The sequence below is a fragment of the Pontibaca salina genome, assembly GCF_016307205.1.
Taxonomy (GTDB): domain Bacteria; phylum Pseudomonadota; class Alphaproteobacteria; order Rhodobacterales; family Rhodobacteraceae; genus Pontibaca; species Pontibaca salina.
In genome coordinates, this window is sequence record NZ_JAEIJD010000007.1 from 94,117 (window position 1) to 107,006 (window position 12,890).

Sequence of the window (12,890 nt, forward strand, 5' to 3'; positions counted from 1 at the left end):
GATTTCTCGAATGTTGCTTGGTAGATAATCACCATCGCAACAAATGCTGCACAAAGTATAGATTTCGCGCCAGGCCGTTTGACCGCTGCTCCGCTTCTTGTTAAGACCCTGCCCAAACCTGACTGTACATAAGTGCAGGGCCGGACGGGCCCGGTTTACACCAGACGTGCGGGCCAGAGCAGAGTCCGCAAGATGCGGATATACATGACGAAATTCACAGATCTGAACCTGAACCCCAAAGTATTGAAGGCCATAAACGAGGCCGGCTACGAATCACCGACACCGATTCAAGCGGATGCCATTCCGCCCGCACTGGAAGGGCGCGACGTGTTGGGCATTGCTCAAACCGGTACCGGCAAAACCGCCGGGTTCGTGCTTCCGATGATCACGCTTCTGGCCCGTGGCCGTGCCCGCGCCCGGATGCCGCGCAGTCTGGTGCTTTGCCCAACACGGGAACTTGCCGCGCAGGTGGCTGAGAACTTCGACACCTATACGAAATATGTAAACCTGACCAAGGCTTTGCTGATCGGTGGGGTGAGCTTTGGCGAGCAAGACAAACTGATCGACAAAGGGGTCGACGTGCTCATCGCAACGCCGGGCCGCTTGCTGGATCATTTCGAACGGGGCAAGCTGATCCTGTCCGACGTCAAGGTCATGGTCGTGGACGAAGCCGACCGAATGCTCGACATGGGGTTCATTCCCGATATCGAAAAGATCTTTGGCTTTACCAATCCGCTGACTCGGCAGACTTTGTTTTTCTCGGCCACCATGGCCCCCGAGATCGAACGGATCACCAACACCTTCCTCTCCAACCCGTTTCGCGTCGAGGTGGCGCGTCAGGCCACCACGGGCGAGAACATCAAACAGGGCGTCGTGATGTTCACGGCCTCGCGCAAAGACCGCGAGGGCAGCGAGAAGCGCAAGCTTTTGCGCGCTCTGATTGACGCCGAAGGCGAAAAATGCACCAACGCGATCATTTTCTGCAACCGGAAATCGGATGTGGATATCGTTGCAAAATCCCTGAAGAAATACGGCTACGACGCCGCACCGATCCACGGTGATCTGGATCAGAGCCAGCGCACCCGGACCTTGGACGGATTCCGCGCGGGCGATCTACGTTTTCTCGTTGCCTCCGACGTGGCGGCGCGCGGCCTTGATATTCCAGCGGTGAGCCATGTGTTCAACTTTGACGTGCCTTCCCATGCCGAAGACTATGTCCATCGCATTGGCCGGACCGGTCGGGCCGGCCGTGATGGTGCCGCCATCATGATCTGTGTTCCGCGCGATGAGAAAAACCTGGCCGACATCGAACTACTGGTGCAAAAGCCAATTCCGCTTATCGAAAATCCGCTAAAAACGGCGACGAGCGACGAACCTGAAGCAGAAGTAGCGCCTGCGGAAGAGAAGCAGCCGAGCCGCAGTCGCAGGTCGAGCACGGCGAAAAAAGCCGAACCGAAGCGCGACGCGGCCCCCAAACCCGTAGCTGCTGAGGAAGAAAACTCGCAAAAGGCCAATCGAAAGCCATCGGCGCGTGGCAAAAATGGCAAGAACGGCGGCGAAGTGATCGGCATGGGCGATCATCTGCCCAGTTTCATTGCGTTGAGCTTTGAGGAACGCCGCGCCGAGAGCTGAACCCGGCGCGCCTTTTTTTAAGTTCAGAGCCGCGCAATCGAGTCAGCGCATCCGGCTGATCACGACTGTCACTTCGGGCTTTCTGCCGATCTCGTTTTGTGCGCTTTGTCTTACCGTGCGGCGCAAGGATTCGGTCAGCGTGGCGTCGCTGGCCAGAGTCTTTTCGTTCGCGCGACTTAGGAACTGACCTATATCTGCTTCCAGAACTTCGACCAGTGGCGCGTTTGACTTGCCGCTATCTGGCAGGCCCATGATCTCGCACCATGGATCGCCCAAAGGTTCGTCTTCTTCGTCCAAAATAATCGTCGCGGTAACATGCCCGTTCAGGGCCATGCGGATTCGGTCGCGAACCACCCCGTCCATCGCGCCGATCAGTACCGACCCGTCCAGATAACTGCGTCCGGTTTCGACGTAATCCACGACTTTTGCCTTAACATCCGTCAAATCGACCATCGTGCCATTCACCGCAAGGACACCTTGCATGCCGCGCGATCCCGCCAGTTTCACATGTTCCCGCAGATGCCGGTGCTCGCCATGCATCGGGATCAGGATCTCAGGGTTAACGATGTCATGGATGCGCTCCAAATCGGGGCGATTGGCATGACCGCTGACATGGTATTGGCCTGTGTCGTCATCAACAACATCAACGCCTTTTTCACTCAGCGCGTTCATGATCCGGATCACGCCCCGTTCATTTCCCGGAATTGTTTTGGACGAGAACAGGAACAGATCACCTTCTTTCAGTTCCAGCCCCTGATATTTACCCCGTGCCAACTGAGCGCTGGCAGCGCGCCTTTCACCCTGGCTACCGGTGACCAGAAGCATCACACTATCACGGGGCAAATCACGGGCCTCTTCGGCACTGACCACCTGTGGAAAATTGTTCAGCACCCCCGTTTCGGCCGACGCTTCAATCATGCGTCGCATCGCGCGCCCCAGAAGTACAATCGACCGCCCTGCCCTTTGGCCCGCTTCGGCCAAGGTTTTGACCCGTGCAACATTGCTGGCAAAGGTCGTCGCAACGACCATGCCCTCGGCCCGCTCAACCAGAGTTTCGATCGCCGGGCCAAGGCTGGCTTCGGATCTTCCCGGATGGGGTGAAAACACGTTCGTGCTGTCACAAATTAGCGCTTTTACCCCATCTCTTGCGACATCGACCCAAAGTTCGGGGTCAAATGCTTCGCCGACCAATGGTGTCGGATCAAGTTTGAAATCACCAGTATGAATGAGCCGGCCCACCGGCGTGTCGATGACCAATGCTGCACTTTCGGGAATCGAGTGCGAGATCGGCAGAAAACCCACTGTGAAAGGCCCGGCGGCAACGGTTTCGGGCCATGCCGACACGGTGACGATTGCTTCCGGTGGATGACCGTGCTCGACCATCTTGCCGCGGGCAATATTAGCGGTGAATGCGCGAGCGTGGATCGGCGCGCCCAATGCGCGGTAGAAGTGCGCGATACCGCCTATATGATCCTCGTGGGCATGGGTGACAAAGATGGCCTCAAGCCGGTCCGCCCGTTCAATCAGCCAGTTCATGTCGGGCATAATCAGATCGACACCCGGCGTGCTCTCCATATCTGGAAATGCGACGCCCAAATCCACAAGAATCAGACGCTCGGCCCCCGGAGCGCCATATCCGTAAACATAGGCGTTCATGCCGATTTCGCCGGCACCGCCAAGCGGCATGTAAATCAATCTTTCACGAGTCATGTGGTGGAATTATATCCTTGTTAAATTGGTGGATCACGGTCAGACCGTGCATTGTTAGGTCGCTTTCAAGCGCATCGAACAGATTCTCGCTTTGCTGGAACAACGGCGCCAAGCCTCCGGTCGCGACGATTTTCATTTTGCGATCGCGCTCATCCTTGATACGGGCACATATCTCACGCACCAGCCCGACGTAACCCCAGAAAATCCCGGATTGTATACAGGCCACAGTATTGGTTCCCACAACTTTTTCCGGCGACGTGATATCAACATGGGGCAATGCGGCGGCGGCCATGTGCAAAGCTTCAAGGCTCAGGTTGACCCCCGGAGCAATTACACCGCCAATATAGGCACCATCAGTATCAACCACATCAAAGGTCGTCGCGGTGCCAAAATCGACGACAATCAAATCACCGCCATGGCGATCAAACGCCCCTGCGGCATTCACCAATCGGTCGGGGCCAATGGCAGTCCCTGCATCGACACGCGGATTTTGCGGCAAAAGACAATCGGGTTTTCCAACAACCAGCGGGCGCGCATCATAGAACCGATCAGCAAATACCCGAAGATTGTAAACCACACGTGGCACCGAAGACGAGATGATCACCTCGGTGATATCCGGCTCGATCTGGTAGTGATCGAGCAATGTCGAAAACCATGTGAAATAGGAATCCGCCGTGCGGACATGGTTCGTACAGGTGCGCATGGTACAGATAAAACGGGTGCCGTCCCAAACGGAAAACACCGTATTGGTATTGCCACAATCGATCGCCAATAGCATAGGGGATTGCCCCTTTCTGTTCAGAAAAACACCTCTGCCGCCGGTATTGCCACCCGGCCCTGTGCGCACTGCAGCACAAGATTACCAGCCGAGTCCACTGTCTCGAATCTGCCCTGTGTCTGGGTCGTGCCGGTCCGCGCCGTAATCACTTCCCCGATCCGCGCCGCGCTGGCCAGCCAGGCTGTGCGGATGGGTTCAAAGCCCTGACTTATGAAAGTCGCCTCGCGGCGAGCATAGGCGGCAGCAAGATAATCTAGAAATGTTTCGGGGTCGATCTGCGCGCCAGTTTCCGAAAACAGCGACACCGGACACAGCCCCCCCGGCTCGACCGCCTCGGGCGTCGTCAGCAGATTCACCCCAATACCGATCGAGAGATGGCCCAGCCGCGCGCCCTGTCCCGAACTTTCAAGCAAAATACCGGCCAGCTTACCGCCATTTAGAAGCACATCATTGGGCCATTTCAAGGCAAATCCGTCGCTGCGCCCGCTTACGGCAACGCAGGTGTCCAAAAGCGCCAGCGCCGCAACAAAGCTGCGCAGCGATGCAACCGTCAACGGTTCTTTGGGAAACAGGACCAAAGTGGCCGACAGGTTGCCAACCGGATCGACCCAGCCGCGCCCACGCCGCGCGCGCCCGGCCAATTGGCGATGCGCCATGATCCATTCAGGGCCGGTCAGGGCTGGCGCTATTCGCGCCGCTTCGTCCAGCGTCGAATCGACTTGATCCAATATGCGTCGGCCGTAGCCTTCCGGCCAGATTGCCCCCTGCGTCATCGTGCAGGAGGCCACCCAGACCAAGCCAATGTGCGATCAGTTGACAAGGGTCGCTGCTGCCGATGCCGCTGCGGTCTCGACACCGAACATGTTGACGATTCCCAGCAACATCACCGCTGCCGATACCATCAGTGCGCCCCACAGAACCGGGGTTGAATTCGTTTCAAGTACTTCGCCTTCCTCGCCAAAATACATATAATAGACGATGCGCAGGTAATAAAACGCCGCAATTACCGAGGCGATCACACCGGCCACGGCCAGCCAGACAAGCCCGCCTTCATAGGCCGCGCGTAGCACATACAGCTTGCCGAAAAAGCCCAAGAATGGCGGCACCCCGGCAAGGCTGAACAGCAAGACCAGCATGGCCATTGCTTTGCCGGGTTCGCGCCGGGCATACATATTGAGCGCGCGGATATCAGTGATCGGCACCCCGTCACGCTCCATCATCAGGATGAAGGCAAAGGTGCCGACATTCATGGTGACATAGATTGCCATATAGATCAGCATCGCCTGCACGCCAAACGCGTTTCCGGCGGCCAGCCCCATCAACGCAAAGCCCATATGGGTGATCGAAGAATAGGCCATCAGGCGCTTGAATTCCCACTGCCCGATGGCGCCGACCGCGCCGAGGAACATCGAGAACAGCGACAACACCGCAATGACCTGCTGCCAGTCACCGACTGCGCCGCCAAAGGCATCAAACAGCACCCGCGCGAACAAGCCCATCGCCGCCAGCTTCGGGGCCGTTGCAAAATAGGCGGTGACCGGCGTCGGAGAACCTTCATAGACATCCGGTGTCCACATGTGGAACGGTACCGCGCTGACCTTGAACGCCAGACCCGAGATCAGGAAGATCAATCCGAACAGCAAGCCGATCGACACCTCGCCTTCAAGCGCGGTCTGGATGATGCCGCTGAACAATGTTGTTCCGGCATAGCCATAGACCAGCGACGCGCCATACAGCAACATCCCCGAGCTGAGCGCGCCCAGGACGAAATATTTCAGCCCCGCTTCGGTCGATTTGACGCTGTCCCGGCGCAAGGCCGCGATCACGTAAAGCGACAGAGATTGCAGCTCGAGCCCCATATACAGCGCCATCAGGTCGCCGGCACTGACCATCATCATCATGCCAACCGTGCCAAGCGCCACCAATATCGGGAATTCGAAGCGCAGCAATCCGCGCCGCTGCATGTAATCCTGGCTCATCACCAGAACGATTGCCGCCGCGATCAGGATTGCAACTTTGGAAAACCGTGCAAACCCGTCATCGATGAACATTCCGTTAAAGGCGATTCTTGTGCCCTCTCCGTTCGCAGCAATCCAAGCCGCAAGCACAACCATTACCAAACCGGTCAGCCAGACCAAAATCGGTGCCGCGCCATCCTTGCGGGTATAGACTCCGCCCAGCAGCGCCAGCATTGCAAAGATAGCCAGAACGATTTCGGGGAGAATGACGTTCAGATCGGCCTGTATCGACATGTCCATGATCCGTAAAATCCCTTAATTCGAAGCGTGCTGCAGGGCGGTTTCCGCCGCGTTCAACGCAGTATCATAATTGGCGACCAAGGCGGCTGTTGAAGGCCCGATGATGTCGGTGACCAAGGATGGGTAGACACCCAAGAGCACGGTCATCGCCACCAATGGCGCAAAAATCGCCTTCTCACGGGCTGACATATCGGCAATGGTTTTCAAACTTGCCTTGGTCAGATCCCCAAACACCAAACGGCGATAGAGCCAGAGCGCATAGGACGCGCTGAGGATAACGCCAGTAGCGGACACAAACGCGACCCAAGTATTGACCTGAAAGACACCAAACATGGTCAGAAATTCGCCGATGAACCCGCTGGTACCGGGCAAGCCCAGATTGGCCATGGTGAACAACATAAAGATCAGCGCAAAGGCGGGCATCCGGATGGCAAGCCCACCATAGGCTTCAATCTCGCGTGTCTTCATTCGGTCATAAAGCACACCAACGACCAGAAAAAGGGCCGCAGAAATAAATCCGTGGCTGAGCATCTGGAAAATGGCCCCATCAATCCCCTGCTGGTTGGCCGCGAAGATCCCGATGGTCACGAAGCCCATATGCGCGACCGAGGTATAAGCGATCAGCTTTTTCATGTCCTCTTGAACCAGCGCCACAAGCGAAGTGTAGACAATTGCAATCGCACCCAGCCACAGCATCAGCGGCCCCAATACGTCGCTGCCTACCGGAAACATCGGCAGAGAAAAGCGCAGGAAGCCATAGCCGCCCAGTTTCAACAGGACCGCCGCCAGCACCACCGACCCTGCAGTGGGGGCCTCGACGTGGGCGTCAGGCAGCCAGGTGTGCACCGGCCACATCGGCAGTTTGACTGCAAAACTGGCAAAAAATGCCAGGAACAGAATTGTTTGCATGCCGCCAATGATCTGCAGACCCAGCAGGCTGAAGGTCTCGCTGCCGAACTGATGGCTCAGCAATGTCTCGATATCGGTTGTGCCGGCATCCGCAAACATGCCCACCAGCGCCACCAGCATCAGGACCGAGCCAAGAAACGTATAGAGGAAAAACTTGAACGACGCATAAATCCGGTTCTTGCCGCCCCAAATTCCAATGATCAGGAACATCGGGATCAGCCCGCCCTCGAAGAACAGGTAAAACAGCACCAGATCCAGTGCCGCGAACACGCCGATCAACAGCGTCTCCAGCACTAGGAATGCGATCATATATTCCTTGACGCGATCGGTGATCTTCCAACTGGCCAAGATTGTCAGCGGCATGATGAAAGTGGTCAGCATCACGAACAGAACGCTGATGCCATCGACACCCAGCTTGTACTGCAGTCCCAGCAGCCAGTCGGCCTGCTCGACAAACTGAAACCCGGTATTTTCGGGGTCAAAGCCAAACAGGATAAGCAGCGAGATCAGGAAAGTCGCCGTGGTCGCGAACAGCGCCACCCAGCGAGCGTTCTGGTTCGCCGCTTCGTCATTCCCGCGCAGGAACACCGCAAGGATTAATGCCGCTAGCGTCGGCAGAAAAGTAACAATGGAAAGTAGGTTGTCCATTACTGAACGCCTCCGCCGATCGACATCCAGGTGACCAGGGCAACGATGCCCAGCACCATCCAGAAAGCATAGGTAAAGATGAACCCGGATTGTGCCCGCCCGGCAAGTTTGGTGAAGAACGGCACGATCCCCATGGCGACTCCGTTCAGGAAACCATCGATCACGTTGCCATCACCGCGCCGCCAGAACAGGCGACCTACGCCAATGGCGGGGCGAACAAAAATCACGTCGTAAAGCTCGTCAAAATACCACTTGTTCTTGAAGAACAGATATAGTGGGCGCTGTGTTGCGGCCAGACGGCCCGGCAGCGACGGATTTACGATGTAGAACCAGACCGCCATGATCAGCCCGCCCAGCATCGCGACAAAGGGCGATACTTTAACCCAGACCGGTGCCGCATGCGCCTCTTCCAGAACGTGGTTATCCTGAGCGATGTACAGCGCGCCCTCGCCCGGTTGACCGGCAAAGACGTAGTGATGCGCCCCATCCGCAGCGCCGGCGCCGTCCTCGGCCACCGCCTCAGCCATCGGGATGCCGTAGAACTTGCCGACCTGATCCGCGTGGCCAAAGAAACTGCCATACCAGATCATACCGGCAAACACCGCGCCCACCGACAAAGCGCCCAGCGGAATCAGCATCGTCATCGGGCTTTCATGCGCATTATCATGGGTTTCCTGATCGCCGCGCGGCTTGCCAAAGAAGGTCAGGAAGATCAGACGCCACGAATAGAAACTGGTCAGCGCCGCTGCCGATACCAGCAGCCAGAACCCGTAACCGCTCCCCCCGGCCCAAGCGCTTTCGATGATCGCATCCTTCGAGAGAAACCCAGCGAAACCAATCTGTGTCAGCGGGATTCCGACACCGGTTATCGCCAGCGTGCCAATCATCATCGCCCAGAAGGTGTAAGGGATCTTCTTGCGCAATCCGCCATAGTTCATCATGTCCTGCTCGTGATGCATCGCATGGATCACCGAGCCCGCGCCAAGGAACAACAGTGCCTTGAAGAACGCATGCGTGAACAGGTGGAACATGGCCGCCGAATACATACCGACGCCCGCGGCAACGAACATGTATCCCAGCTGGCTACAGGTCGAATAGGCAATCACCCGTTTGATGTCGGTCTGCACCAGCCCCACGGTCGCTGCAAAGAACGCCGTGCTGGCCCCGATCACGGTGACGAACATCATCGCTTCTGGCGCGAATTCCATGAGCGGCGACATGCGCGACACCAGGAAAACCCCCGCCGTCACCATTGTTGCCGCGTGGATCAGGGCCGAAACAGGCGTCGGGCCTTCCATCGCATCGGGCAACCATGTGTGCAGGAACAATTGCGCCGATTTTCCCATCGCACCGATGAACAGCAAGAAGGCGATCAGGTTCGCCGCGCTCCATTCGGTCCACAGAAAGGTTAGCTGGGTTTCCGCCAGCGTCGGCGCATAGGCGAACACGTCATCAAACTTGATGCTGTCGACAAGAAAGAAAATGGCAAACATCGCCAGTGCGAAGCCGAAATCCCCGACCCGGTTGACCACGAACGCCTTGATCGCGGCGGCATTGGCACTGGGCTTGCGATAATAGAAGCCGATCAGCAGATATGATGCGACACCTACCCCTTCCCAGCCAAAGAACATCTGAATCAGGTTGTCGGCAGTAACCAGCGCCAGCATGGCAAAGGTGAAAAACGACAGATAGGCAAAGAAACGCGGCTTATAGCTTTCGCCCTCTTTCCACTGGGGGTCGTCGGCCATGTAACCAAACGAATACAGATGAACGAGCGCAGAAACGCTGGTGATGACGATCAACATGATCGCCGTCAAGCGGTCCATCCGGATCGCCCATTCTGTCGCCAGCGCGCCGCTTTCAATAAAGCGCAGGATCTGGATTTTTTCGGTGACACCGTCAAACCCAAAGAACACGACCCAAGACAGGAGCGCCGACAGGAACAGCAGTCCCGTCGAAATCCAAAGCGCGGCGGTTTCGCCAATCAGCTTCCACCCAAAGCCGCAGATCAGGGCGCCGACAAGCGGCGCGAAAAGGATAATGGTTTCCATGTCGCTAGCCCTTCATCAGGTTGACGTCTTCCACCGCGATAGAGCCACGGTTGCGGAAGAAACACACAAGGATCGCCAACCCGATTGCCGCTTCTGCAGCGGCTACAGTCAGCACGAATAGCGTAAAGACCTGCCCGGTCAGATCATTCAGGAAACTGGAAAAGGCGACAAGATTGATGTTCACCGATAACAGGATCAGCTCGATGCTCATCAGCAGGATGATCACGTTCTTGCGGTTCAGGAACAGCCCGAAAATGCCGATGACGAACATAATCGCCGCCACCGTCAGATAATGCTCAAGTCCGATCATTGCTTACTTCCTTGCCTCCCGGAAAATTTTTCACCAGTGCCCGCATCACAGACCCTGCCCCGGTTTCACGTCTTTCAATTCCATTGCCTTCGCCGGATCCCGCCACATCTGCGCCAGCACATCCTGGCGCCGGACGTCAGAGCGGTGGCGCAGGGTAAGCACAATCGCCCCGATCATCGCCACCAACAGGATCAGCCCGGCGAGTTGGAACAGCAGAAAATAATGGTCATAAAGGATCAGGCCCAAGGCTTCGATATTGTGCCGATCTTCCGGCATCACCTGCGCCCGCAAGCTTTCTGCAGCGGCATTGCTTTCCCAAACGCCAAAGACCATCACGAACTGCATCAAAAGGATCAGGCCGATCAACAATGCCAACGGCATATATCTGGCCATCTCGGCCTTAAGTGCGGCGAAATCCACATCCAGCATCATCACCACAAACACGAACAACACCATGACCGCGCCGACATAGACGATGACCAGCAACATGGCGACGAACTCGGCCCCCAGCAGCACGAACAGACCCGCCGAAGACAGAAACGCCAAGATCAGCCACAGCACTGAATGCACCGGCTGGCGGCTAATCACGGTGAATAAGCCACCGGTGATCGCACTGACTGCGAAAAGGTAAAAGGCAAATGCGATCATGACTCTTCATCCTTTGTCTCGCCCATGACATCTTGCGCCAGTTCCAGCGCACGGTTCATAGCGGGAAGGCCGGCGAAAACCGACATCTGGCCGATCGTTTCCACGATCTCCTGTTTCTTGGCCCCCGCCGCCAGCGCATGGCGAATGGTCTGGCGCAGCGCCGTATCGGCCTGGGCGCCCTGCATCGTCAAGCCTGCAATAACAAGCAACAGCCGCGTTTTGGCATCCAGCCCTTCTTTGTTGACCAGATTGCCAAACATCATCTCCATCGCTTCTTTGGGCATGGTGGGCCACAGCCCTTCAAAGCCCTTGGGCGAGAAAGATTCCAGCGCCGGATTCAGCGTCTTGGCCATTTGCTGGGCCTGCTGCATCATCACATCGAACGGATTACGCGGAGTATCATCGGTCATCGGTAAGGCGCGTCCATTTCCAGATTGCGCGCGATCTCGGCTTCCCAGCGATCGCCGTTGTCCAGAAGCTTGGCCTTGTCGTAGTAAAGTTCTTCACGGGTTTCCGTCGAAAACTCGAAATTCGGCCCCTCGACGATGGCGTCGACCGGGCAGGCCTCCTGGCAAAAACCGCAATAGATGCATTTCGTCATATCGATGTCATAGCGCGTGGTGCGGCGCGAGCCATCTTCACGCGGTTCGGCGTCGATGGTGATTGCCTGGGCCGGGCAGATCGCTTCGCAGAGCTTACACGCAATGCAGCGCTCTTCGCCATTGGGATAGCGACGCAGCGCGTGTTCGCCTCGAAAGCGCGGCGACAGCGGCCCTTTTTCGTGCGGGTAATTCACCGTTACCTTGCGCTTGAAGAAGTATTTCAGCCCGACCTTCATGCCGAGATAATAATCCCAGAGCAAAAAATACTTCGCGGCGCGGCCATAGTCGATCTGCGTCATTGTCAGCCTCCTGTGGTCCAGCGGGCGAAACCGCCCCAGAACCAGTCGAATTTCGCGGCAAAGGACACGAACACCACCCAGCCCAGCGACAGCGGCAGGAATACCTTCCAACCGACCCGCATCAGCTGATCATAGCGGTAGCGAGGCGTGATCGCCTTGACCATCGCGAACATGAAGAACACCAGCAGCATCTTAAGGATCATCCAGAAGATCCCGTCCGGCAAAAACGGCACCGGCGATAGCCAGCCGCCGAAGAACATCAGGACCACCAGCGCGCACATCAGCACCACCGCGACCAGTTCACCGATCATGAACAGCAGAAATGGCGTGCTCGAGTATTCCACTTGATAACCCGCGACGAGTTCCGCTTCGGCTTCGGGCAGATCAAAGGGCGGTCGGTTGGTTTCCGCCAGCGACGATATGAAGAACAGGAACAGCATCGGGAAATGCGGGATCCAATACCAATTGAAGATACCCCAATCGCCTCTTTGCGCGTCGACGATATCCCCAAAGTTCAGACTGCCGGTCGAAATGATGATGCCAATGATGATCAGGCCGATGCTGACCTCGTAGGAAATCATCTGCGCCGCCGACCGCAAACTGCCGAGGAACGGATATTTCGAGTTACTGGCCCACCCGCCCATGATGACGCCGTAAACCTCTAGTGAGGAAACCGCGAAAACGTAAAGGATCGCGACGTTGATATCGCTCAGTACCCAGCCGTCGTTGAACGGAATTACCGCCCAAGCCACCAATGCCATGACCAATGTGACCATTGGTGCGAGCAGGAATACCGCCTTGTCGGCTCCGGCGGGGAACACCACCTCTTTCACGATGTATTTCAAGAAATCCGCAAAACTTTGCAGCAGGCCGAATACGCCGACCACGTTGGGTCCGCGGCGCAACTGCACAGCCGCCCAGATCTTGCGATCCGCATACATCAAGAATGCCAGTGCCAGCAGCAATGGCACCACCAGCAGCATGATCTGACCGACAATCAGCAGACCAATGCCCAGCGGGTTGGTGAAAAAGAAATCAGCCATAA

General features: G+C 56.9%; 12 protein-coding genes. 1 reads left to right on the forward strand and 11 read right to left on the reverse strand.

What is annotated here, in order from left to right; genetic code table 11:
• The first annotated feature begins 204 nt into the window (after window positions 1-204).
• Window positions 205-1,632, forward strand: coding sequence for a DEAD/DEAH box helicase (locus JAO82_RS10005; protein ID WP_198686239.1), 1,428 nt, complete (start codon window positions 205-207; stop codon window positions 1,630-1,632).
• 42 nt (window positions 1,633-1,674) lie between these two features.
• On the opposite strand, the gene JAO82_RS10010 is transcribed toward JAO82_RS10005, so the two are convergent.
• From JAO82_RS10010 to nuoH, 11 genes are read right to left on the reverse strand one after another with little or no spacing between them, the layout of a single operon-like run.
• Complete coding sequence (locus JAO82_RS10010; RefSeq protein ID WP_198686240.1) at window positions 1,675-3,342, reverse strand: ribonuclease J; 1,668 nt, start codon at window positions 3,340-3,342, stop codon at window positions 1,675-1,677.
• The gene (locus JAO82_RS10015) at window positions 3,332-4,120 is read right to left on the reverse strand and encodes a type III pantothenate kinase (protein ID WP_198686241.1); all 789 of its coding nucleotides are present in this window, start codon (window positions 4,118-4,120) and stop codon (window positions 3,332-3,334) included. Before JAO82_RS10015 ends, JAO82_RS10010 begins: the two co-directional genes overlap by 11 nt.
• A gap of 20 nt (window positions 4,121-4,140) precedes the next feature.
• Complete coding sequence (locus JAO82_RS10020) at window positions 4,141-4,893, reverse strand: biotin--[acetyl-CoA-carboxylase] ligase (RefSeq protein WP_198686242.1); 753 nt, start codon at window positions 4,891-4,893, stop codon at window positions 4,141-4,143.
• A 36-nt stretch (window positions 4,894-4,929) separates the two neighbouring features.
• Entirely contained in the window at window positions 4,930-6,378 is a 1,449-nt protein-coding gene (gene nuoN, locus JAO82_RS10025) for an NADH-quinone oxidoreductase subunit NuoN (RefSeq protein ID WP_232897333.1), read from the reverse strand.
• Between the two features lie 15 nt (window positions 6,379-6,393).
• Window positions 6,394-7,935 (reverse strand): NADH-quinone oxidoreductase subunit M, encoded by a 1,542-nt coding sequence (locus tag JAO82_RS10030; RefSeq protein WP_198686243.1) that lies wholly within the window; start codon window positions 7,933-7,935, stop codon window positions 6,394-6,396.
• Window positions 7,935-9,986 (reverse strand): NADH-quinone oxidoreductase subunit L, encoded by a 2,052-nt coding sequence (gene nuoL, locus JAO82_RS10035; protein WP_198686244.1) that lies wholly within the window; start codon window positions 9,984-9,986, stop codon window positions 7,935-7,937. Before nuoL ends, JAO82_RS10030 begins: the two co-directional genes overlap by 1 nt.
• Window positions 9,987-9,990: 4 nt before the next feature.
• Window positions 9,991-10,296, reverse strand: a complete 306-nt coding sequence (gene nuoK, locus JAO82_RS10040) for an NADH-quinone oxidoreductase subunit NuoK (protein ID WP_198686245.1) — start codon at window positions 10,294-10,296, stop codon at window positions 9,991-9,993.
• Window positions 10,297-10,341: 45 nt separating this feature from the next.
• Entirely contained in the window at window positions 10,342-10,944 is a 603-nt protein-coding gene (locus JAO82_RS10045; RefSeq protein ID WP_198686246.1) for an NADH-quinone oxidoreductase subunit J, read from the reverse strand.
• Entirely contained in the window at window positions 10,941-11,354 is a 414-nt protein-coding gene (locus tag JAO82_RS10050) for a carboxymuconolactone decarboxylase family protein (protein WP_198686247.1), read from the reverse strand. Before JAO82_RS10050 ends, JAO82_RS10045 begins: the two co-directional genes overlap by 4 nt.
• The gene (gene nuoI, locus JAO82_RS10055; RefSeq protein WP_198686248.1) at window positions 11,351-11,845 is read right to left on the reverse strand and encodes an NADH-quinone oxidoreductase subunit NuoI; all 495 of its coding nucleotides are present in this window, start codon (window positions 11,843-11,845) and stop codon (window positions 11,351-11,353) included. The genes JAO82_RS10050 and nuoI overlap by 4 nt, the downstream gene beginning before the upstream one ends.
• A 2-nt stretch (window positions 11,846-11,847) precedes the next feature.
• Window positions 11,848-12,888, reverse strand: coding sequence for an NADH-quinone oxidoreductase subunit NuoH (gene nuoH, locus JAO82_RS10060; RefSeq protein WP_198686249.1), 1,041 nt, complete (start codon window positions 12,886-12,888; stop codon window positions 11,848-11,850).
• Between the last annotated feature and the right edge of the window lie 2 nt (window positions 12,889-12,890).

Bases quoted from the DNA above. Each gene is read 5' to 3' on its own strand.
- JAO82_RS10005 (WP_198686239.1), top strand. From the start codon at position 205: ATGACGAAATTCACAGATCTGAACCTGAACCCCAAAGTATTGAAGGCC.
- JAO82_RS10010 (WP_198686240.1), bottom strand. From the start codon at position 3,342: ATGACTCGTGAAAGATTGATTTACATGCCGCTTGGCGGTGCCGGCGAA.
- JAO82_RS10015 (WP_198686241.1), bottom strand. From the start codon at position 4,120: ATGCTATTGGCGATCGATTGTGGCAATACCAATACGGTGTTTTCCGTT.
- JAO82_RS10020 (WP_198686242.1), bottom strand. From the start codon at position 4,893: ATGACGCAGGGGGCAATCTGGCCGGAAGGCTACGGCCGACGCATATTG.
- nuoN (WP_232897333.1), bottom strand. From the start codon at position 6,378: ATGGACATGTCGATACAGGCCGATCTGAACGTCATTCTCCCCGAAATC.
- JAO82_RS10030 (WP_198686243.1), bottom strand. From the start codon at position 7,935: ATGGACAACCTACTTTCCATTGTTACTTTTCTGCCGACGCTAGCGGCA.
- nuoL (WP_198686244.1), bottom strand. From the start codon at position 9,986: ATGGAAACCATTATCCTTTTCGCGCCGCTTGTCGGCGCCCTGATCTGC.
- nuoK (WP_198686245.1), bottom strand. From the start codon at position 10,296: ATGATCGGACTTGAGCATTATCTGACGGTGGCGGCGATTATGTTCGTC.
- JAO82_RS10045 (WP_198686246.1), bottom strand. From the start codon at position 10,944: ATGATCGCATTTGCCTTTTACCTTTTCGCAGTCAGTGCGATCACCGGT.
- JAO82_RS10050 (WP_198686247.1), bottom strand. From the start codon at position 11,354: ATGACCGATGATACTCCGCGTAATCCGTTCGATGTGATGATGCAGCAG.
- nuoI (WP_198686248.1), bottom strand. From the start codon at position 11,845: ATGACGCAGATCGACTATGGCCGCGCCGCGAAGTATTTTTTGCTCTGG.
- nuoH (WP_198686249.1), bottom strand. From the start codon at position 12,888: ATGGCTGATTTCTTTTTCACCAACCCGCTGGGCATTGGTCTGCTGATT.